This window comes from Shewanella sp. 2_MG-2023, from assembly GCF_030548905.1.
Lineage (GTDB): Bacteria > Pseudomonadota > Gammaproteobacteria > Enterobacterales > Shewanellaceae > Shewanella > Shewanella electrodiphila.
Genome location: NZ_JAUOSO010000020.1, coordinates 1 through 22,103, shown reverse-complemented (window position 1 = coordinate 22,103; position 22,103 = coordinate 1). Strand labels below are relative to the sequence as shown.

Annotated in this window: 23 protein-coding genes and 1 pseudogene; 16 read left to right on the top strand and 8 right to left on the bottom strand. The window is 41.7% G+C overall.

Annotated features, from left to right (window positions below):
* Positions 1–104 precede the first annotated feature (104 nt).
* The 4 genes from pepQ to hemG (Q4600_RS17740) all read left to right on the top strand — a co-directional run bounded on the left by pepQ (position 105) and on the right by hemG (Q4600_RS17740) (position 4,165).
* Positions 105–1,427, top strand: a complete 1,323-nt coding sequence (gene pepQ / locus Q4600_RS17755; RefSeq protein WP_303517410.1) for a Xaa-Pro dipeptidase — start codon at positions 105–107, stop codon at positions 1,425–1,427.
* Entirely contained in the window at positions 1,420–2,034 is a 615-nt protein-coding gene (locus Q4600_RS17750) for a YigZ family protein (protein ID WP_229371014.1), read from the top strand. Before pepQ ends, Q4600_RS17750 begins: the two co-directional genes overlap by 8 nt.
* 95 nt (positions 2,035–2,129) lie before the next feature.
* Entirely contained in the window at positions 2,130–3,587 is a 1,458-nt protein-coding gene (locus Q4600_RS17745; protein ID WP_102529100.1) for a TrkH family potassium uptake protein, read from the top strand.
* A 50-nt stretch (positions 3,588–3,637) separates the two neighbouring features.
* The gene (gene hemG, locus Q4600_RS17740) at positions 3,638–4,165 is read left to right on the top strand and encodes a menaquinone-dependent protoporphyrinogen IX dehydrogenase (RefSeq protein ID WP_303517411.1); all 528 of its coding nucleotides are present in this window, start codon (positions 3,638–3,640) and stop codon (positions 4,163–4,165) included.
* A 76-nt stretch (positions 4,166–4,241) separates the two neighbouring features.
* Here hemG (Q4600_RS17740) and Q4600_RS17735 read toward each other — a convergent pair whose 3' ends face one another.
* Positions 4,242–4,550 (bottom strand): metalloregulator ArsR/SmtB family transcription factor, encoded by a 309-nt coding sequence (locus Q4600_RS17735; protein WP_102529098.1) that lies wholly within the window; start codon positions 4,548–4,550, stop codon positions 4,242–4,244.
* A 186-nt stretch (positions 4,551–4,736) separates the two neighbouring features.
* Between Q4600_RS17735 and hemG (Q4600_RS17730) the strand changes: the two genes are divergently transcribed.
* Positions 4,737–5,291 carry a menaquinone-dependent protoporphyrinogen IX dehydrogenase gene (gene hemG / locus Q4600_RS17730; protein ID WP_229371019.1) on the top strand — a complete coding sequence of 185 codons (555 nt, stop codon included), beginning with the start codon at positions 4,737–4,739 and terminating at the stop codon, positions 5,289–5,291.
* 111 nt (positions 5,292–5,402) lie between these two features.
* Here hemG (Q4600_RS17730) and Q4600_RS17725 read toward each other — a convergent pair whose 3' ends face one another.
* The 5 genes from Q4600_RS17725 to def are packed head-to-tail and all read right to left on the bottom strand — an operon-like array spanning position 5,403 to position 11,070.
* The gene (locus tag Q4600_RS17725; protein ID WP_303517412.1) at positions 5,403–6,845 is read right to left on the bottom strand and encodes a TrkH family potassium uptake protein; all 1,443 of its coding nucleotides are present in this window, start codon (positions 6,843–6,845) and stop codon (positions 5,403–5,405) included.
* Between the two features lie 6 nt (positions 6,846–6,851).
* Positions 6,852–8,261: a Trk system potassium transporter TrkA gene (gene trkA / locus Q4600_RS17720; RefSeq protein ID WP_102529095.1), complete on the bottom strand. Its 1,410-nt coding sequence runs from the start codon at positions 8,259–8,261 to the stop codon at positions 6,852–6,854.
* A gap of 30 nt (positions 8,262–8,291) precedes the next feature.
* Complete coding sequence (gene rsmB / locus Q4600_RS17715) at positions 8,292–9,575, bottom strand: 16S rRNA (cytosine(967)-C(5))-methyltransferase RsmB (RefSeq protein WP_102529094.1); 1,284 nt, start codon at positions 9,573–9,575, stop codon at positions 8,292–8,294.
* Positions 9,575–10,549 carry a methionyl-tRNA formyltransferase gene (fmt, locus tag Q4600_RS17710; RefSeq protein WP_102529093.1) on the bottom strand — a complete coding sequence of 325 codons (975 nt, stop codon included), beginning with the start codon at positions 10,547–10,549 and terminating at the stop codon, positions 9,575–9,577. Before fmt ends, rsmB begins: the two co-directional genes overlap by 1 nt.
* 8 nt (positions 10,550–10,557) lie before the next feature.
* Positions 10,558–11,070, bottom strand: a complete 513-nt coding sequence (gene def / locus Q4600_RS17705; RefSeq protein ID WP_102529092.1) for a peptide deformylase — start codon at positions 11,068–11,070, stop codon at positions 10,558–10,560.
* 135 nt (positions 11,071–11,205) lie between these two features.
* On the opposite strand from def, the gene Q4600_RS17700 reads away from it, so the two are divergent.
* The 7 genes and pseudogenes from Q4600_RS17700 to Q4600_RS17670 all read left to right on the top strand — a co-directional run.
* Entirely contained in the window at positions 11,206–12,300 is a 1,095-nt protein-coding gene (locus Q4600_RS17700; RefSeq protein WP_102529091.1) for a LysM peptidoglycan-binding domain-containing protein, read from the top strand.
* 84 nt (positions 12,301–12,384) lie between these two features.
* Entirely contained in the window at positions 12,385–13,398 is a 1,014-nt protein-coding gene (gene dprA, locus Q4600_RS17695; RefSeq protein ID WP_303517413.1) for a DNA-processing protein DprA, read from the top strand.
* Between the two features lie 4 nt (positions 13,399–13,402).
* Positions 13,403–13,876, top strand: coding sequence for a DUF494 family protein (locus Q4600_RS17690; protein ID WP_102529089.1), 474 nt, complete (start codon positions 13,403–13,405; stop codon positions 13,874–13,876).
* A gap of 151 nt (positions 13,877–14,027) precedes the next feature.
* A complete protein-coding gene (locus tag Q4600_RS17685; RefSeq protein ID WP_303517414.1) occupies positions 14,028–14,591 on the top strand; it encodes a type I DNA topoisomerase in 564 nt (187 codons plus the stop codon).
* 93 nt (positions 14,592–14,684) lie between these two features.
* On the top strand, positions 14,685–15,251 hold the full coding sequence (locus Q4600_RS17680; RefSeq protein WP_102529087.1) for an L-threonylcarbamoyladenylate synthase: 567 nt from the start codon (positions 14,685–14,687) through the stop codon (positions 15,249–15,251).
* A gap of 10 nt (positions 15,252–15,261) precedes the next feature.
* Positions 15,262–16,182, top strand: a complete 921-nt coding sequence (hemF, locus tag Q4600_RS17675; protein ID WP_248956963.1) for an oxygen-dependent coproporphyrinogen oxidase — start codon at positions 15,262–15,264, stop codon at positions 16,180–16,182.
* Positions 16,183–16,219: 37 nt separating this feature from the next.
* Positions 16,220–16,345 (top strand): annotated as a pseudogene (locus tag Q4600_RS17670) (coproporphyrinogen III oxidase); the annotation flags it as partial.
* 171 nt (positions 16,346–16,516) lie between these two features.
* Here Q4600_RS17670 and Q4600_RS17665 read toward each other — a convergent pair.
* Positions 16,517–16,966 (bottom strand): group II truncated hemoglobin, encoded by a 450-nt coding sequence (locus Q4600_RS17665; protein ID WP_303517415.1) that lies wholly within the window; start codon positions 16,964–16,966, stop codon positions 16,517–16,519.
* Between the two features lie 197 nt (positions 16,967–17,163).
* Here Q4600_RS17665 and Q4600_RS17660 point away from each other — a divergent pair, with 197 nt between their 5' ends.
* Genes Q4600_RS17660 through Q4600_RS17645 form a run of 4 tightly spaced genes read left to right on the top strand, consistent with a single transcriptional unit; the run spans position 17,164 to position 20,962 of the window.
* Positions 17,164–18,558: an amidohydrolase gene (locus tag Q4600_RS17660; protein WP_303517416.1), complete on the top strand. Its 1,395-nt coding sequence runs from the start codon at positions 17,164–17,166 to the stop codon at positions 18,556–18,558.
* A gap of 11 nt (positions 18,559–18,569) precedes the next feature.
* Positions 18,570–19,820 carry an amidohydrolase family protein gene (locus tag Q4600_RS17655; protein WP_303517418.1) on the top strand — a complete coding sequence of 417 codons (1,251 nt, stop codon included), beginning with the start codon at positions 18,570–18,572 and terminating at the stop codon, positions 19,818–19,820.
* Between the two features lie 52 nt (positions 19,821–19,872).
* Positions 19,873–20,688 (top strand): shikimate dehydrogenase, encoded by an 816-nt coding sequence (aroE, locus tag Q4600_RS17650; protein WP_303517419.1) that lies wholly within the window; start codon positions 19,873–19,875, stop codon positions 20,686–20,688.
* A 10-nt stretch (positions 20,689–20,698) separates the two neighbouring features.
* Complete coding sequence (locus Q4600_RS17645) at positions 20,699–20,962, top strand: DUF1488 domain-containing protein (RefSeq protein ID WP_303517420.1); 264 nt, start codon at positions 20,699–20,701, stop codon at positions 20,960–20,962.
* Positions 20,963–20,998: 36 nt separating this feature from the next.
* On the opposite strand, the gene Q4600_RS17640 is transcribed toward Q4600_RS17645, so the two are convergent.
* On the bottom strand, positions 20,999–21,550 hold the full coding sequence (locus tag Q4600_RS17640) for a gamma carbonic anhydrase family protein (RefSeq protein ID WP_303517421.1): 552 nt from the start codon (positions 21,548–21,550) through the stop codon (positions 20,999–21,001).
* Positions 21,551–22,103: the final 553 nt, after the last annotated feature.

Below are 22,103 nucleotides of genomic sequence, written 5' to 3'. Positions count from 1 at the left end.
TTAAACGTCCGTTTAAATTTTTCTCTGCTAGAGGCATTTTTGTCCTTTGTGATACACTTCACAGGTTCTTAAACAAGAAAAATAACATCATAGGGATAGCAAAAATGGATCAGCTAGCTAATTTTTATCATGCTCACATTGCAGAATTAAATCGTCGTGTTGCCGAAATCGTCTCTCGAGAACAATTGGCTGGCTTAGTGATACATTCAGGCCAAGCTCATCGCCAGTTTTTAGACGACTTAAGCTATCCATTCAAAGTAAACCCGCAATTTAAGGCGTGGCTACCAGTGCTTGATAATCCAAACTGTTGGGTTGTCGCGAACGGTGTAGATAAGCCGCAATTAATTTTTTATCGTCCAGTGGATTTCTGGCATAAAGTCAGTGATGAGCCAAATGATTTTTGGGCTGAACATTTCGATATTAAATTATTAACCAAAGCTGACCGAGTTGCTGAGTTATTACCTTCTAATATTGCAGAGTGGGCATATATAGGTGAGCACCTTGATGTCGCTGAAGTATTAGGGATGAGTAAGCGTAATCCTGACTCTGTTTTGAATTACCTGCATTTTCATCGTGCTGATAAAACACAGTACGAATTAGAATGTCTTCGCCGCGCTAACCAAATCGCAGTAAAAGGGCATCTAGCTGCTAAGAATGCTTTTTATAATGGTGGCAGTGAGTTTGAAATCCAGCAGCAATACTTGTCAGCGATTGGTCAAACTGAAAACGAAGTACCGTATGGCAATATTGTTGCCCTTAATCAAAATGCTGCCATTTTGCATTACACAGCACTTGAGCATCAGATCCCATCACCGCGTCTATCATTTTTGATTGATGCAGGTGCTAACTATAATGGTTATGCATCAGATATTACCCGCACTTATTCATTTGAGAAGAATCGTTTTTATGAGTTGATTGTCGAAATGAACAAGTTGCAGTTAGCTATTGTCGACTTAATGAAGCCAGGCGTTAAATATACTGACCTTCATCTTACTACTCATGCCAAGCTCGCACAGTTGATGCTGGATTTTGATATCGCCAAAGGTGATGCTGAGGGATTAGTGGAACAAGGTATTACTAGCGTGTTCTTCCCTCATGGTTTAGGCCATATGCTGGGGTTACAGGTACACGATATGGGCGGTTTTGCACATGATGAACGTGGAACGCATATTCCAACTCCGGATGGACATCCATTCCTTCGTTGTACTCGTGAAATACAAGCCAACCAAGTGTTCACTATCGAGCCAGGTATATATATTATCAATTCATTATTAGGCGAATTAAAAGCCGATAAACGCCAATCGCAAGTAAATTGGGATATGGTTAATGAATTGCGTCCATATGGCGGTATTCGTATTGAAGATAATGTTATTGTTCATCAAGACCATAATGAGAATATGACACGAGAACTAGGCCTGGTTGACTGAACAATACTTAATTCCCAATCAAACATTAACGATTGAGGAAGATATTAAACATAGCCGTTTCATTACAGTGCTGTTTCACTGCTGTAGTGAAACAGAGCTAAAGTGTGCACTTACTAACTTAAAGGTCGAATACCCAGGCGCAAATCATTATTGCTATGCTTTTGTGGCGTCCGATCCTCAAAATAGTATTGCTATTGGCAGTAGTGATGATGGTGAACCCGCTGGGAGTGCAGGACGTCCTATGTTGGCGACGCTTCAAGGCTCTGGTATTGGTGAAATAGGCGCGGTTGTGGTGCGCTATTTTGGTGGTACTAAGTTGGGTGTTGGCGGTTTAGTTCGCGCTTATTCATCCGGGATTAAATCGGGGTTACCCGAATTAGCAACTGTCACCAAGTATATCCGTTATTCATCATCGCTCATTTGCAGTTATCCGCAGCTCAATAATGTGGAATATCTGATTAACCAATTTGATGGCGTTATTATCAATAAAGTTTTTACTGATGCGATAGAAGTTGAGTTTGAAATAGCGAAAACATTTCATGATGATTTTAATCGAGAATTAGCCACGCAAACACAAGGCCAGCTTAAAGCAAAGTTTAACGTTTGATAGGGCTAGAAAGTATGCCAAAATATAACGTTAAATAGCCGTTAACATAATGCTGAATGAATCCAATGCTATGCAAACTAGTACAATAATAATCAATGCAATATAAAACAATCATCAGAATTACCGGCTTGTTGATGGGATTATTTTCTATCACCATGTTACCGCCTTCTTTAGTGGCTATTCTTTATAAAGATGGCGGCGGGACTGCTTTTATTCAGGCATTCTGTGTCAGTTTGTTTCTTGGTTTTTTATTGTGGTACCCCAACCGCCGCGAAAAAGGTGATTTACGCACCCGCGAAGGCTTTTTAATCGTCGTGTTATTTTGGACGGTACTGGGTTCTATCGGTGCTTTGCCTTTTATCTTTTCTACTGAACCCAACTTAAGTTGGACTGACAGCTTTTTTGAATCCTTCTCAGCTTTAACTACCACAGGTGCGACTGTTATTGTCGGCCTTGATGACTTACCCAAAGCCATTTTGTTTTACCGGCATTTACTGCAGTGGATGGGCGGTATGGGTATCATTGTACTTGCTGTAGCGATTTTGCCGTTATTAGGTATTGGTGGCATGCAGCTGTATAAAGCTGAAATTCCAGGGCCTGTGAAAGACAGTAAGATGAAACCGAGAATTGCCGAAACCGCTAAAGCGCTTTGGTATATTTACTTATTGCTCACAGTTGCTTGTGCGACGGCATTTTACTTTGCTGGTATGAGTGCTTTTGATGCTATTTGTCATTCATTTTCAACCATTGCTATAGGCGGTTTCTCGACCCATGACGCCAGTATTGGCTACTTCGATAGCCCACTAATTAATGTCATTTGTGCTGTATTTTTATTGATTGCCGCAGTGAACTTTAGTTTGCACTTTGCTGCGTTTAGTTGGCGTGGGATTAACTTTAAAGTCTATTTTCGTGATGCTGAATTTAAAGCACTCATTGGTATTCAATTAGTGTTAACTGCCATTTGTTTTGCGACCTTATATCGCTCAGGTATTTACGATAGTCCAGAACAAACATTAGATTATGCCTTTTTCCAAGTGGTATCGATTTCAACTACCGCTGGTTTTGGTACAGAAAGCTTCCATACCTGGCCATTGTTTCTCCCCATCTTACTTATCTTTTCAAGCTTTATTGGTGGCTGTGCTGGTTCAACCGGTGGCGGCATGAAAGTCATTCGTTTTGTGCTGTTATTGCTGCAAGGCTCCCGCGAGATGAAGCGTCTTATTCACCCTAAAGCTATGTACTCTATTCGTATTGGCAAGTCAGCATTACCTGATCGGGTGATTGATGCGGTGTGGGGGTTCTTCTCGGCTTATGCGTTAGTGTTTGTCGTTTGTATGGTGTTGCTAATGGCGATGGAAATGGATGCAATTACCGCATTTAGTGCCACAGCAGCCAGCATTAATAACCTCGGCCCAGGTTTAGGTGATGTGGCCAGTAACTATGCCAGCGTGACTGATGGCGCTAAATGGGTGTTAGTACTCGCGATGCTATTTGGCCGTCTTGAAGTGTTTACCTTGTTAGTCTTGTTTACACCGACTTTCTGGAAAAACTAATTTATACCTTATGTTCACTGACAGGGAATGGCTATTTACAAGGAATTAAAATGTCGAACAACCTTATTATTTACTCAACTGTTGATGGCCAAACACTGGCAATATGTGAAAAAATCAAACAGCATTTAAGCACTGAAAATGAACAAGTGACCATAGTGTCATTAGAACAAGCGAGCGAATTGGCACTTAGCAGTTTTGATAAGATTTTAATCGGTGCCAGCATTCGATATGGCAAGCATCGACCTGCATTATTTGAGTTTATTGCTCAGCACAGAGCTGTATTGGATGGTGTAAAAACAGCATTTTTTACCGTTAATGTCGTCGCTAGAAAACCTGAAAAAAATACACCAGAAACTAATCCATATATGCAAAAGTTTCTCACACTGTCTAGTTGGACACCTGCGTTACTAGGGGTATTTGCTGGCAAGATTGATTACCCGAAATATCGCACTGTGGATAGAGTGATGATCCGTTTTATTATGTGGATGACCAAAGGGCCTACAGATACCACGGGAACTTATGAGTTTACCAATTGGGATAAGGTTGAAGCATTCGCTAACGAGTTTAAGCTGCTGTAATTTTTCAGTGTTCGCTGTAATGACTCACTTAGGCTTTGATAGCATTTTAGTCGCTAAAGCCTAAGCTACAAGACGCTTATTTAGCGCAATATAAACGGTGCAGAATCGAAATAACCTCAGTCACTTCTTCATTTTTTAATGTGTAGTAAACATTTTGCGAACTTTTACGCGTATTGACTAAGTCCTGAGCTCGGATCACTGCAAGGTGTTGTGATAACGCTGACTGACTCAATGGTACCTTGTCATTCAACTCTGTCACGCTGTGCTCTTTGTCGAGTAATAAACACAAGATCATCAAACGGTATGGGTTCGCAATCGCTTTTAGCCACTTGGCTGCCATTTCCGCATTACCTAGCATCGAATCTACATCAATATTTTCAGACATCTATATACCTTACCTGAGTAAATACATTAAATTTATTACTTAAGTGGCATCATACTGCTGGCTAACACAGATCTCAATTTTATCGTTCAAATATATGAGTCATTTCTAATTTGTGATCAAAGAGGACGATTGCAATGGCTTTTTTTGCCACAATGATTACCTACTAACGCAACCATCGGTGTGAAAATGGCAAAAACATTAGTGATTTATTACTCAAGAGGCGGTCATACGGCGCAAATCAGTCGTGCGATAGCTGAGCAGATTGTACAGAGTGGTCATCAGTGCGATGTGGTCAATATTCTTGATAATAATCATGCTGACATTGATTGGGCTAGCTATGATGCTGTTGCGTTGGGTGCTTGCGTTCTTTATGGCTCATACCATAAGTCTGTTTTTGAGTTTGTTACTCGCTACCAAGCAGAATTAAGCAGTAAGCCAAATAGCTTCTTTTGCGTTAACGTTGTTGCGCGCAAACCGGAAAAGCGTATTCCTGAGAATAATAAGTACCTGCAAAAATTTATCGAACTTTCACCTTGGACACCACAAGATGTGAAAATCATTCCAGGAAAAGTCAATTATCCTTCTTGGACTTGGTACGATAGTTTAGCTATTCGTTTAATTATGAAAATGACTGATGGACCTACCGATCCAACGACTGTGATTGATTACACCGATTGGGATGATGTGAAGGTTTATGCTGATCATGTGGTTAGCTTGATTAACTCGGAAGCGGTTAGCTAAGACTATATATTCGATCTGCAATATTAATGAAAGGTGGGGCGTTAATCGCACTGCCTTTTTTATTGCCATTATTATCTGAATTTGGGTCAATATTTATCGTTGAGACTAAAACTAGTATTTCCAAAACTTAGGTGCAAATAGCACTGCCACTGTAATTATTTCAAGTCGGCCTAATAACATCCCAAAGGCTAAAGCCCATTTGGCAATATCCGGTAAGCTAGAAAAGTTTCCTGCAGGGCCGATTACTGGCCCCAAGCCAGGCCCTACATTAGTCACAGCAGTGACTGCGCCAGTAATACTCGTCACTGCGTCTAAACCAGTTAGCACCAAGATGATTGTCAGTAAAAGAATCACCAGCAGGAACAACATAATGAACGCCATAATCGAGCGAATAATATCGTTATCAATGGTGCGATTGTTATAGCGTTTTTTAATGACGGCTTGTGGGTGAAATTGCTGTGTCAGTTGTTGGTACATGACCTTGATTGAGATCTGAAAACGAAAAATTTTTATTCCGCCAGAAGTTGAGCCTGAGCAACTGCCTACAAACATCAGAAACAAAAATGTCAGGCTCGCGAATGCTCCCCATGCTTGATAATCCGTTAGGCCATATCCCGTTGTCGTTACCACTGAAACCACATTGAAACTAGAAAGCCTCAATGCATCGAGGTAATTCATATCGGACTTAAGCCATAACCAAGTCCCAAGGCTAATAGAGACAAACATAATAAACTTGATGAAGCCTTTCACCTGCTCATCATTCCACACTTTAAATGACCGCTGCTGAATAGCTTGGACAAACATTAATAAAGGTAAGCCACCAGCGGCCATAAACAATACGCCGACCCAGTGAGCTGCGGGTGTAAATGCCGACATTGAGCTGTCGGATGTTGAATATCCACCGGTTGAAAGGGTGGTCATGGCGTGATTAATAGCTTCAAACCAGTGCATTCCTGATATGTGATAAGCCAAAGCACAAATGATGGTAAGTAACACATAGACTTTGAATAGTTGTTTAGCCATATGTTGGGTACGAGGGGTCGTTTTATCTCCCCAGTCGGAAGATTCGGTGCGAAACAAGCGCATACCACCAACATTAAGAAAGGGTAAAATCGCCACCGCCATTACGATAAAGCCAATGCCACCAAGCCATTGTAATAATGAACGCCAAATTAAGATGCTGTGGTCCATGTCGTCGAGACCCGATAATACAGTAGAGCCAGTTGTGGTGATCCCAGACATGGTTTCAAAAAAGGCATCGGTATAATTAATACCGTGGTAAAGCGTAAAGGGCAGTGCAGCAAATAAACTGACAATTAACCAAGTTATTGTGGTTAAAAAAAACATGTCACGGATATTGAGTTTTACTTTCTTTGTGTGGCCAGCCTGAATACATAAAATGGCGACTAATCCGGAAAATAAACCGGATATCATAAAGTCGCCAATGGTTTCTTCGTGGTAAAAAAGTGCAAACCCCATTGGCACCAGCATAAAAGCGGTGAGAATAGACAAGAATATGCCAACAACAAACAGCAGCGGCTTTAAATTCAGCATGGGTTGTTAGAAGAAAAACGCACTCGGTTGGAATAGCTTTTCTACATCCCCAATGAACTTCTTGTTCACTAAGAATAGAATCACATGATCTCCTTCTTCAATAATGGTTTTATCGTGTCCCATGATCACTTCATCATTTCGCACGATGGCACCAATAGTCGTTCCTGGTGGCAGTTTAATATCGCTAATTTGCTTACCCACTACCTTAGAGGTGGATGAGTTACCATGGGCAATGGCTTCAATTGCTTCGGCTGCACCACGTCGTAATGAATAAACATTACAGATATCGCCTTGGCGAATGTGGGTTAATAATGCCGAGATGGTGGTTTGTTGTGGAGAGATAGCAATATCAATATTCGCTTCTTGAACTATATCGACATAGGCTTCACGCTGAATAAGCACCATGACTTTTTTAGCACCCATGCGCTTTGCCAGCAGTGCAGACATGATATTGGCTTCATCATCATTGGTAACTGCAATAAATACGTCAGTTTGATCTATGTGCTCTTCAAGTAATAATTCTTGGTCTGAAGCGTCACCATTAAATACGGTGCAATTTTCTAGCTTTTCAGACAAGCTTTCTGCGCGCTCTAAGCTGTGTTCAATCAGTTTGACGGAATGATTTTTTTGCAGACGCTTAGCCAAACCAAAGCCAATATTACCCCCGCCGGCAATCATGATATTACGGTATGAGTTATCCAGTTTTTGCATTTCACTCATTACCGCGCGAACGTGACGCGTGTCAGCAACGAAGAAGACTTCATCGTCGGCTTCGATGATGGTCGTGCCTCTCGGCATAATGGCTTTGCCTTTTCGGAAAATAGCCGCCACTCGAGTATCAATATTTGGCATATGCTCGCGTAAAGCAGCGAGGGCATTCCCGACTAAAGGGCCCCCATAATAGGCTTTTACAGCGACTAGGCTGAGTTTACCTCTAGCGAATTGCAGTACTTGTAATGCGCCAGGGTATTGCACTAATCGTTCAATGTAAGATGTTACTAGTTGCTCTGGTGCAATCAATTCATCAATAACAAAACCACCACGAGTTTTGCCATCGCTGCTTTTCACTTCGGTATTGATGAAGAGTTTTTCTTGCAGATCTAAATAGGCTTCAGAGCGAATACGCGCAATTTTAGTTGGAGTACCAAATAAACTATAGGCAATATGACAAGCAGCCATATTACATTCGTCACTATTGGTAACAGCAATGAGCATGTCAGCATCTTCAGCGCCGGCTTTTTTTAAGGTACTAGGATGTGCGCCGTGGCCAATAACCGTTTGCAAGTCGAACTTATCTTGTAAATATTTAACTCGCGTTCGGTCATTATCAACCAGAGTGATATCGTTGTTCTCGCCTACAAGATTTTCAGCGAGAGTACCGCCCACTTGTCCTGCGCCTAAAATAATAATCTTCATTACTGTGCTGGTATCCCTGCTATAACACGCTTAGGCCGCTTTTATTAAACGGGCGTAATAAAAGCCATCCATATTGTTTTGACCAGGTAGGATTTGCCATCCAATATCATCAGCAGACGATTGCTGCGCAATCGGTGCTAGTGTCGCATCTGGAGTACGTTGTAAAAACTGTTCAATTTGCTGACTGTTTTCTTGTGGCAAAATAGAGCAGGTGGCATATAACATCGTGCCGCCAGGCTTGAGCCACTTCCAGCAATGATCAATGATTTGTTGCTGCAGTAGAGCTAGCTCTTCAATATCGCTGTTTTTGCGTAACCATTTAATATCGGGGTGGCGACGGATAACACCTGTTGCCGAGCAAGGTGCATCTAATAAGATACGGTCAAACTTATCACCTTGCCACCAACTATCAATATCTGCTGCATCACCATGAATAACTTGCGCTTTTAAATTTAATCTGTCCAGATTTTGTTGCACACGCTCTAAACGTTTTGCATCAAAATCCACAGCAACCATAGAGATACTCGGTTCACATTCAATGGTGTGACAAGTTTTACCGCCGGGAGCGGCGCAAGCATCCAGAACTAGCTCATCTGCTTGAGGCGTTAATAACGTCGCGGCCCATTGTGCGGCGCCATCTTGTACAGATGCAGAACCTTCTGCAAAACCAGGTAATTGCATCACATCTTTTGGTGACGACAACAGAATGGCATCATCACTGTCACCAGCACTGGCTTCAATTTCTTGTTCAGCAAGAAGGGTTAAATATTCGTCGCGAGTTTGAGATAGTTGATTGTTGCGAAGCCACATAGGAGGGCGTTGATGACTTTGCTCAATAATATCTGCCCAACTTTCTGGGTAGGCACTTTTCAAGCGTTTAATAAACCACGCAGGTGTATTGTATTTTAAGGTATCGTTGTCAGTGTTTAATGGCGCTTCTTTACGCTGAATATTACGTAAAACACCATTAACGACTTTCACTAAGCCATCAAACTTCATTTGACGACAGGCTTCTGCCGTTTCTGAAATCGCAGCATGGGCAGGAATACGGGTAAAATATAATTGATAGCAACCAACTAAAAGTAGCTGATGCAGTATTCTTTGCTTGGCTTTAAAAGGTTTACTGAGGCAATCACTGACACACTTATCTAATTGCGGTAATTGACGCATAACGCCATAACAAAGCTCTGCTAATAAAGCTTTGTCTTTTCCATTCGTTAAGTGTTGCTGTTGATCTGGCAGGGCAACGGATAACGAAACACCTTTTTCTAAGACATTAAAAATGGCTTTTGCTGCAAGGGCTCTAACATTCATTAAGCTTGTGCCTCTTTTGATTCATCCGCGCTAATAAAACATGTGCCTTCAACAAACCACTCAGCGCGAGAATTTAAAATATCAGCCACAGGCATTTGTTTCTTCCCAGGAACTTGCATAACTTGCAATTGTAGAGCGCCATTGCCTGTTGCTACAGTGATACCATGCTTATTGCTTTCAATGATCGTACCTGGTGCAGCACTCGTTTGCTCGGCTGAGTAACTGGCTTGCCATACCTTGATGGTATTACCTTGCAGTGGAAAGTGACTGGCTGGCCAAGGATTAAAAGCACGAACTTCTTGCCAGAGCTGTTTAGCATCTTTACGCCAATCTATTTGCGCTTCTTCTTTAGAGAGTTTTTCGGCGTAATTAGCAAGAGCTTCGTCTTGCTTCTCTGGTGTGATTGAACCATCACTAATACCGACTAACGCTTCGATAAGCGCTGCTGGACCTTGCTCAGCGAGTTTGCTATAAAGACTGGCAGAAGTATCTGTATCTTCAATTTTTAATGATGTCTTTAATAGCATGTCACCAGTATCTAAACCGATATCCATTTGCATGATAGTCACACCAGTTTCATTATCGCCAGCCCATAACGCTCGTTGAATAGGCGCAGCGCCGCGCCATCGAGGTAAAATAGAGCCATGGACATTAATACAACCTAAGCGTGGGGTATCTAATACTATCTTTGGCAAGATCAACCCGTAAGCCACAACCACCATAATATCGGCATTTAAAGCGGCAAGCTCAGCTTGAGCTTCTTCTTTACGCAGAGATGCTGGTTGGTAAACGGGAATATCATTGGCAACAGCTAACTGTTTCACCGGACTTGCTTGTAACTTCTTCCCTCGACCTGCAGGTCTATCTGGTTGTGAGTAAACAGCAACCACATTATGTTCTGATTCGATCAGGGCTTGCAGATGTAAAGCTGCAAAGTCAGGTGTACCAGCAAAGATAATATTTAACGGTTTCAAATGGAGTCCTATGCTTCTTTAGCTTCTAAACGTGCTTCTTTCTCAAGCTTTTTCTTAATGCGGTCACGCTTCATTTTTGATAAATAATCAACGAAAAGCTTACCTTGTAAGTGATCCATTTCATGCTGAATACAAATGGCGAACAAGTCATCTGCTTCAACAGTGAACTCTTCACCATGACGATCCAAGGCTTTGAAAGTGACAAACTCAGAACGGTCAACCTTAGCGTATACACCTGGTACCGATAAGCAGCCTTCTTCATTTGTGAAGTCACCACTCTTGGCAATGATTTCTGGGTTGATAAAAATTGTTGGACGTTCAACATCATCTTGCAGGTCCATCACAATTAATTGTTGATGAAAATCTACTTGAGTTGCTGCTAAACCAATGCCTTTTTCTTCGTACATTGTTTCTAACATGTTATCAATTTGGGTTTGTAGTCCTTCACCAAAATCGGTTACTGGCTTGGCTACAGTACGTAATCTTTCATCTGGAAAGCGTAAAACTTTTAATAATGGCATATATAAACTCTTAACAAGTCTGTCAAATTTCAGCCAGTTAGCTATACTGGCTTAGATAATGGGTTAATTTTAATCCTTACTGACCATCAATAACAGCAAAAGCTCTAATAAAGAGCTAAACACATGGAATGAACCATGAAACGGATATTTTTACTCGCGTTTTTGACACTAAGTACACTGTTAGTTAATGCAGATACTTTAACATTAAAATCAGGTCACCCTGATTCTTATATCGTTAAGAAAGGCGATACCCTCTGGGATATCTCTGCTTTTTTCTTAGACGATCCTTGGCATTGGCCTAAATTATGGGGCGCAAATCCACAGATTGCTAACCCGCATCTCATTTATCCAGGTGATAGATTAACGCTTGTTTTTATCGATGGCGAACCACGCTTGGTATTAAAGCAGCATATCAAAAAAGGACCTGAAGGGCGTATTAGTGATAAAGGTGGTCCAATTCCAGCGATTGATCTTGCTTTGATTCAACCTTATTTAGTCCAAAACCGTATTGTTGACCCAGAGTGGGTTGAAGGTTTGCCGATGATTTTAGATGGTGAAAGGAATTCTCGTCACCATGTGGTCAATGATGTGGTTTATATTAATGCCAATTTGCCAGTCGGAGAAAAGCTCGCTATTTATCAAGAAGGTCGTGAGTTCTTAGATAAAGAAACCAATGATAGCTTAGGGCAAGAAATTATTTTAACGGCAAGTGGTCGTGTGACTCAGTCAGGTGAAATATCTAAAGTTCAATTATTGAGCAGTTTTCGTGAGTCAAAGGCAGGCTTTAGAGTCGCACCCGTTGAAGATGAAGCGTTGATGTCAGCTTACTTTATTCCTAAAGCTGCACCGGAAACGGTTCCCGCTAATGTGATAGCGATTGAAAAAGACATTCGCGAAGTCGGTAAACTGGATATTGTTTATTTAGATAAAGGTGAACAGGACAATATTGAAACGGGACATGTATTTGCGATATATCGTAACGGTGAGCAGATTGTCATTAACGGCGACGGCTTACCTGTATCAACACTTGAACGAAGTGCTTATGACCGTATGAAAGCGAAAGTGTCAGATGATGATGTATTCATGATGCCTGATACTTATCATGGAAAATTAATGGTCTTTAAAGTTTTTGAAAAGACCAGCATGGCTATCATTGTTGCTAATGAGCGTCCTGTGCGTGTTGATGATAAATTAATTACCCCTAAAAGCACTGACTTAAGAGGCGAGTAAATATCTGAAAAACTGGTCGATTGGCTAGTTGTTTGTGCAGTATCCGGGCTAGGACCCGCCCGGATTCAACAATTATTAACTCAAATGGATGTTGAGGAATTACGACAGCGTTTAGAGTTTGAAAAGCAGTCTTTGCCGTTATCGGCAAAGCTGTTATCTCAATGTCAGATAGATTTTGACAAAGTTGATACAGCGCTTGAGTGGCAACAGCAGTCCTCACAACACCACATACTTTGCTTTTCTGATCCCGAATATCCAGCTTTACTAAAACAAATATCCGATCCGCCTTCAATATTGTTCGTAAAAGGCCAACTAGAAAGTTTGTTACTGCCATCCATTGGTATGGTGGGCAGTCGAAATGCATCTGTCGGTGGTTTGAGCACGGCTAATACCTTAGCGGCTGAACTAGTACAATTAGGTTTCTCGATTACCAGTGGTATGGCGACAGGGATTGATGGCGCTGCGCATAAAGCGACATTAGGCAATAATGGAGTGACGATTGCAGTGTTAGGTACTGGAGTCGATTGTATCTATCCCAAAAGACACAGTAATTTATATCAGCAGATTCAACAGTCGGGCAGTGTTGTCAGTGAATACTGGCCTCAAATAGGTCCATTTGCAGGCAACTTTCCGAAGCGCAATCGAATAATAAGCGGTTTATCTCTCGGCAGTATTGTGGTCGAAGCAACACGTAAAAGTGGATCATTAATCACTGCAAGATTAGCCATGGAGCAAAACCGCGAAGTGTTTGCTGTGCCTGGTTCAGTTGCTGGTGGCTATCATCAAGGGTGTCATGATTTGTTAAAGAATGGGGCGAAATTAGTGGAATGTGCAGCCGATGTTGTTGAAGAATTGTCCACAATGACAAGCTTTCACCTTGAAGATGTCGCTAATCGTCACCATATAGAAGATAATACAACAAATTTGCCATTTTCTGCGCTGTTAGCTAGTGTAGGTTATGAGACTACCAGTATTGATATGGTGGTCGAGCATAGCGGGAAGTCGATAGATCTGGTGTTAGTAGAAATGCTTGAACTTGAATTACAGGGCTGGGTTGCGCAAGTGCCTGGTGGTTACGTCAGACTAGAGAGGAGATAACCATATGTTTGATATCCTCATGTATCTTTTTGAGAACTATGTTCATAGTGAAGTTGAGCTATTAGTTGACGAAGATGAGCTTACCAAAGAGTTAACCCGTGCGGGCTTTCACCAAGCTGACATTTTAAAAGCCTTATCGTGGCTAGAACGTTTAGCAGATTTACAAGAAAGTGATAAACCTTACTTGTGTAATCATGCGCAGCAATCATTTCGAATTTATACCAAAGACGAGATGGCGAAATTGGATGTTGAAAGCCGAGGTTTTATTTTATTCCTCGAGCAAATCCAAGTGCTGACAGTGGAAACTCGTGAAATGGTCATTGACCGCGTCATGGCGTTAGATGAAACCTCCCTAATCTTGGAAGATTTAAAATGGGTGGTGTTGATGGTGCTGTTTAATGTGCCAGGCAACGAATCAGCTTATGAACAAATGGAAGATCTTATTTTTGAGCAGCCTGATGGCCGTTTACATTCATAAGATTGGTTGTTTGTGATGAAGTGATTAAAAAGGAGGCTAGGCCTCCTTTTTTGATCTTCTTGTTTGCTACTATATTTTTATACCAATTATATCCTTTACTACCCATGAAGGCTGAAACCAGTTTTCACCTTAAATGTGAATCGAGAGCCAGATGTCTAAAATAGATGAGCAGTTATTTACCGTGCACGAACACGCTTTAGAAAAAGAGTTTGAGCTCTGCCCTAAGTGTGGCTGCGAGTTGTCGGTTAAAAACAGTAAGCATGGTGGCTTCATTGGTTGTAATAATTATCCCACTTGTGACTTTACCAGGCCCTTAGTGCAGCATGAGTCAATAGAGACTCAAGTAATAGAAGGCTCTGAATGTCCCGATTGTGGTAATGAGTTAGCGGTTAAGTCTGGACGTTTTGGTATTTTTATTGGTTGCACAAATTACCCTGAGTGTAGCCATATTGAAAAGCACGATCATGATGCAGAAGCTGAAGTGATACCCTGCCCACATTGTAAAAAAGGTCATTTAGAGTCTCGCACGAGTCGTTACGGCAAAACTTTCTTTGCTTGTAATTGTTACCCTAAGTGCAAATACTTAGTGAATTACCCACCTCATAACGAAACATGCCCTGAATGTGATTTTGGTATTCTTGTTGAGCGTAAAGGCGCGGCGGGGAGTCGCTTAGAGTGTCCTCAAAAATCCTGTAAATATAAACGTCCGCTTTAAGCTTATGACTAAATAGCTGGTATATCAGTATTTGTTCATATCCGTATAGTCTGTATAATTTGCCATTAATTTAAGAAGGTTAAAGGGAAAATCATGCAGCTGTTGCAACCATCTGAAGTCGGCAAGGTGTTTGTTGAAGGGGGCGTTATTGCTTACCCTACAGAGGCGGTTTATGGCCTCGGGTGTGATCCTGATAATCTTTCTGCTATCCAAAAGTTGCTGGATATAAAACAACGACCTTGGCAAAAGGGCTTGATCCTTGTGGCCAGTGATTACCAGCAACTCAAGCCTTACATCGATGAAGCTCAACTAACAGAGGCTCAACTGGCTTTTGCATTCAGCAAATGGCCGGGTCCTTATACGTTTGTTATGCCAATTAAAGCGGGTGTTAGTAAGTTGCTTTGTGGTGAGTTTGATTCAATTGCGGTACGCATCTCTGCCCATCCTGTGGTGAGAGCCCTTTGCGATAGCGTGAATAAACCTTTTGTTTCAAGTAGTGCTAACTTAGCAGGTCAAAATCCTGCCATGTCAGCAAGTGAAATTGAACAGACTTTTTCTGCTGACGTTAATGCCCTCGTACTCGGTGAGTTAGGAGCTCAACGTCAGCCTTCAACAATTATCGACGCCCGCAGCGGTAAAGTGCTGCGCAATGGACAATAAGGATTTTGATATGGCAATACCTGATGCCTCAGTAGTTAAGCAATATTTGTTAGCGCTTCAAGCAAGCATTTGTGAAGGTTTAGAAACGCTTGATGAAAAAGCTAAGTTTCAAGCTGAGTCGTGGGAACGTGCTGAAGGCGGTGGTGGCACTAGTAGGGTATTAACCAACGGGCAAGTATTTGAGCAAGCTGGGGTGAACTTTTCCCATGTAATGGGAGCAGCAATGCCAGCATCTGCTACAGCGCACCGTCCTGAACTTGCAGGTAGAAGTTTTGAAGCCATGGGCGTGTCATTAGTGATCCACCCTAAAAACCCATTCATTCCGACCACTCACGCCAATGTACGCTTTTTTATTGCTCGTAAAGAGGGCGCTGATCCTGTGTGGTGGTTTGGTGGTGGTTTTGATTTAACCCCTTATTATCCTTTTGAAGAAGACGTTGTCTCATGGCATCAAACTGCGGCTGACATTTGTGCGCCATTTGGCGAAGAAGTCTATCCAAAATATAAAAAGTGGTGTGATGAATACTTCTTTTTACCACACCGTAATGAAACTCGCGGCGTCGGTGGTTTATTCTTCGATGACCTTAATGAGCACGGATTTGAGAAAAGCTTTGAATTTATGCAAGCGGTAGGTAGCGGTTTCTTAACCGCATATTCGCCAATTGTAGAGCGTAACAAAGACCTTGAATACAACGATGATGAACGTCAGTTCCAGTTATACCGTCGTGGACGTTATGTTGAGTTCAACTTGGTTTATGACCGAGGCACTTTGTTCGGTCTACAAACAGGAGGGCGCACCGAATCTATTTTGATGTCGATGCCGCCTTTGGTACGCTGGGAATATGGTTTTACGCCCGAAGAAGATTCTCAAGAGGCAGAGTTATACGAGCGCTACCTGAAACCACAAGATTGGTTACAGTTAGATAACTAGTCTCTGTAGGGGCTAAAACAATAGCTGTACTAAGTAAATGATGTCTATGCCATCATCATTTGTACGCTGGGAATATGGTTTTACGCCCGAAGAAGATTCTCAAGAGGCAGAGTTATACGATCGCTACCTGAAACCACAAGATTGGTTACAGTTAGAAAGCTAGTCTCTGTATGGCTTAAAATCGATGGAGGCACTAAATTATTTCTGCTGTTTATGCCTTCATCATTTGTTCGCTAGGAATAGGGTTTTACGCCTTTACGCGAGAACAAGATTCTCAAAAGGCAGAGTTATACGATCGCTACCTGAAACCACAAGATTGGTTAAACCTCGAGAGTTAATCTTTATTTCGCATATTATTGGCAAGCGTTGAAATGGCCTGAAATATCACTTGTTGATGTTCAGGCTTTTTTATTGTCTGGATAATAGCTTGTTCCATGCAGGTGAGCCATTGATCGACCATCGCTTGGTCAATCACAAAATGCATGTGTCTAGCACGTAATGCTGGATGGCCATACTTTTGCTGATATAACTGTGGTCCGCCTAACCAGCCACTTAAAAATTCAAATAACTTTTGCTCAGAGTCCGCAATAGGCGCTCGATGAATAGCAAGTAGCGATTCTGTGTCGGTACGATGCTGCATTTGCTGATAAAACTGCTTTGCTAGTAATCGAATCGTTTCCTCACCACCTATCAAATCATATGCGTTGGATTGTGTAGTATCACGATCATCACTTGATATGCTGCCTTGTTGTCTAGAACTAAATAGTTTTTTTAACCAATTCATGATGATTACGCTAAGTTAGGCTAATTTGATGATGAATTATAACGACATTTTTTCTAAGTATGTAATAGGGAAAGCTCATCACTGTCGTATTTCTTAATTGTTAATGTTTTGCTACAAATCATTTCAGACTGTTACTTTATTTACGTTAACAACTTAGTTAGATTAGGCACAACAATAATAAAAGGGAGTACAAAGCAATGACCAGATTTGCGCCGTCATTAGTAGTAATTGCTGTATCAACGGCACTGTTAGGGTGTAATCAAACTCAACAGCAAGATCCTCAAGTGACAATTAATAAAAATCCCTATCCTAGTACTTATCAAGTATTACCTCGTACAACGACCTTACTCACCAATGCAACAGTATTAACAGGCACTGGCGAAAAAATAGAGCAAGCGGATGTGTTGATGGTCGATGGCAAAATTAAAGCCGTTGGTGCTCAACTTTCTTCAGAGTTAGTCAAAGGTGCCACAGTTGTTGATGCAACAGATAAGTGGATCACTCCTGGTATTATCGATGTGCATTCTCACCTTGGTGTTTACCCGAGTCCTAGCGCCGATGCGCATAGTGACGGCAATGAAGTGACCAACCCTAATACCGCAGAGGTCTGGGCTGAGCACAGTGTATGGCCGCAAGATCCAGCCTTTAACCGAGCAAGGGAAGGTGGCGTGACTACGCTACAAATTCTCCCTGGTTCTGCCAATTTAATCGGTGGGCGTGGCGTTACCTTGAAAAATGCACCATCAACAACAATGCAGGGTATGAAATTTCCAGATGCGCCTTATGGCTTAAAAATGGCTTGTGGCGAAAACCCCAAAGGGGCTTATGGAAGAGGACAAAAAGTTGCACCTATGACGCGTATGGGCAATATGGCTGGTTATCGCCAAGCCTTTATAGAAGCGACAGAGTATAAGCGTGCATGGGATAAGTATGATGCGGATTATGCTGCTGGATTAAATCCAGAAGTCCCTCAACGTGATTTAACCAATGACACTTTAAAAGGGGTGTTAGAAGGCGAAATACTGATCCATAACCATTGTTACAAAGCTGAAGAAATGGCAATGATGGTGGATTTAGGTAAAGAATTTAATTACCACTCAGGCACGTTCCACCATGCCATTGAAGGTTATAAGATTGCTGAGCTATTGGCTGAAAATGGTAACTGCGCAGCGATGTGGCCAGATTGGTGGGGCTTTAAAATGGAAGCGAATGACATGGTGATTGAAAATGTCGCAATGGTCGATGCCGTGAAGAATTCCTGTGCCGTAGTTCATTCTGACTCTAGCACCACTATTCAACGTTTAAACCAAGAAACAGCTAAGATCATGCATAGTGCTAATCAGCACGGTTTTGAGCTAACCGAAGAACATGTCATTAGCTGGATCACTTCGAATGCAGCTAAGTCTTTAGGTATTGCAGATAAAACCGGTTCACTTGAAGCGGGTAAAAATGCCGATGTTGTCATTTGGAACAGTAATCCATTCAGTGTTTACGCTAAGGCTGAACAAGTATTCATTGATGGCGCCAAAGTGTTTGATCGCCAAGATGATAAGTACCAAGCGAAAAGTGATTTTATGTTAGGTCAAAAATAAGGAGCAAGACATTGAAAAAATTTAAAAAATCATTAGTTGCCATCTCAATGCTTGCGGGCTTAGTACCGTCACTATCACAAGCTGAAACGATTGCAGTTACTAACGCGAAGATCTATACCTCAACAGACAAAGGCATGCTGACCAACGCATCTGTTATCGTCGAAGACGGTAAGATCGTTGCCGTAAATCCAGAGTTGGTCAATGCCGATATTATCATTGACGCCAAAGGTGGAGTCTTAACTCCTGGCTTTATTGGCGCAATGAATTCATTGGGGTTAGTTGAAGTGGGTCAAGAAAAAATGACGCGTGATACTAACGACAAAGCAGCGGATATGACTTTTGATCCTAGCCTTGCATTTAACCCTAAAAGTACAGCAATTCCTTTTGCTAGAAAAGGCGGCTTAACCCGCAGTATTGTTGCACCTGGTGGCGGCGAGACAATTTTTTCAGGTCAAACCATTGAGGTTGAATTAACTGGAGATTGGGATAGCATTGTTGCCACAGAGCAAGCCTTGTTCGTGGCTTTAGGTGCGAAACACGATGGTTCCCGAATTATCGGTATGCAGAATCTAATTAATAAATTAGATGAACGTCAAAAAGCATTAACTAAGGCGGCAACGAAGAAAGCTGATAAAGAGGCCGATAAGGCTCCAACTAAAGAAGAATTGATTTTGAATGCCGTTCTGAGTGGTGAGAAGCCTTTAATCGCTTATGCAGATCGTGCCAGCGATATTTTGCAACTCATTAAACTTAAGCAACGCTTTAAGCTTGATTTAGTGTTGTTGGAAGCTGCCGACGCTGTGGTGGTTGCAGATCAACTCGCTCAAGCAGGTATCCCTGTGGTGATGGATGCCATGCGTAATTTACCTGAAAGTTTTGACTCTTTGAATAATTCACTGGATAACGCAGGGAAATTAAGTAAAGCTGGCGTCCAAGTCGTGTTAGCTGTACCAGGTGATGCTCATGGCGTATATGGTTTGCGCTATAGTGCCGGCAATGCCGTTGCCAATGGGATGAAGTATGACGATGCAATGGCGTCGATTACGTCAAACGTAGCAGATACTTTTCACCTTGATGCTGGACGCATAGCCGTTGGCAAGCCCGCTGATATGGTGTTGTGGAGTGGCGATCCGTTTGAATACAGTAGTCACATTCAAAAGATGTGGATTAACGGTGAAGAGCAAAGCACTGAAAGTCGCCATGATGAGCTACGTGACCGCTATATGACACAATCCAGTATGCCTAAGGCTTACACTAAGTAACTTGTAATGTTAATAACTTAATATCAATGCAATAAACGAAGAGAGAATATTGATGACCGATAAGTATGCAGTATTTGGCAACCCAATCGCACAGAGTAAGTCGCCATATATCCATACTGAGTTTGCTAAACAAACTCAGCAAGTAATCACTTACCAAGCAATACTTGCACCGGTAGATCAATTCTCTCAATCGTTAATGGCATTTTTCACTGCTGGTGGTAAAGGGGCGAATGTCACCGCTCCTTTTAAAGAGCAAGCTTATGCGGCGTGTGATGAATTAAGTGAATTAGCAAAACTTGCAGGTGCCGTTAACACTCTTATCTATTTACCAGATGGACGAATACGCGGTGACAATACTGACGGCGTGGGTCTTGTCGCTGATATTAAGCAGCACTTTGGTTGTATATCGAATAAGCGTTTATTGTTAGTTGGGGCTGGTGGCGCAGCAAGAGGCTGTATTAAGCCATTACTAGAAGCTGGCGCAAAAGTAACAATATGCAATCGTACGTTTAGCAAAGCGCAAAACCTTGCTGAGATTTTTAATGAGTTTGGTGAAGTGCAAGCTAGACCCATTGATGGGTTGGATGCACCATTCGATATGATAATTAATTCAACATCGGCAGGATTAGCAGGAGAGCTTATTAGTCTCCCACAGAGTATTATCAGCCCTAAAACTCAATGTTATGACATGTCATACGGCGCAGAAATGACATTATTTAATCAATGGGCATTATCAAGAGGCGCTGTTGAAGTCGCCGATGGCTTAGGCATGTTAGTTGGGCAAGCAGCGCAAAGCTTTAATATTTGGCGAGGCGTTATGCCAACGACTCAAGCTGTCCACGACACCTTGAGAACACAATTGGTATAAGGGCGTTCGCATGAATCAAAGTATTATTTTTACCGATATTGTCGAATGGGATGAAGCATTAAAACAAGTTTACTTAATTGTACAAGTTCAAGGAGTGAATGTTAGCTGCTTCATTAAACCCGCGATTATAGAAAAGTTGACATCAACAACTATCAAAAATGGAACAGAGGCATTAGTTGCCTTTGAGCAAGTCAGGTTTGATATAGAGGACTTAGCAGAGGCACTCATCGAATCAGAGTCGTTCGATGAGCACGGACACATATATATCGAATAGTCTCGGCTTATATGTGCCAAATTTATAAAGATGGGTTTAGCTAGACTGTTGAAGGTCCACTAAATACTCATTCTTTAAACGCACATAGTTATCTGCAGATTGAGGTAAAAAAGCGATTTCTTTATCAGTTAAAGGTCTCACTTGTTTACAAGGACTCCCCACATAGAGAAACCCGCTTTGTAATACCTTACCAGGAGGGACAAGTGAGCCTGCACCAAGTATCACATCGTCCTCTAAGATAGCCCCGTCTAAAATGATCGCGCCCATGCCGACTAAAACACGATTACCAACAGTACAACCATGAAGCATAGCTTTGTGACCAATAGTGACATCATCACCAATCAATAAAGGGTTACCTTCTGGGTTAGAAGGTGATTTACGAGTAACGTGAAGAATAGACCCATCTTGTACATTACTACGTTTACCGATACGGATTATATTAACATCAGCTCTCGCTGCAACCATTGGCCAAATACTGGCATCATGATCTAAAGCAATATCACCTACTATTACAGCAGCACTATCTACATAGACATTATCAGCTAATTGAGGATGGATCCCCTGATAAGAACGAATTGAGCTAAACATATAAAATCCCTGATTTGTTTAATTAGCCTCAGTATAAAGCCTAAAAGTGCTCTTTTGTTGTTAAAAAAGCATAAAAAATAGCTGATTAGTTTAAATTCTCAGCAAGCAAACGCGGAAAGTGAATTTTCTTTAAAAAAGCCCTTGCGGTGTTTCAGAATCTGCCTATAATGCGCATCCACTGACACGGCAACAGGCCAATAGGCTCAACGTATCAGAGTTAATTAAGACGGTTTCAAACCTCATAATTAACAGGCAGAAAAGAGTTTTTAAATTAGTTTAAAAAACGCTTGACGCCAACAACGGGAAGTGTAGAATACGCCTCCTCAAGCCAATGACCTAGCGTCTAACGGCGATATCTGAAAAATTGATATCACGCTCTTTAACAATCAAACAAGTAAATCTGTGTGGACACTCACAGGTGTTGAGTTAATCGAAATTGTCACTTAGGTGGCAATCAAAATTATTATCAATGTAACGATGAGTGTTCATAGCAATATGTAACAAACAGGATGTAGATTCTTCCGAGTCTGCATAATGTAATCAGAATTCATTG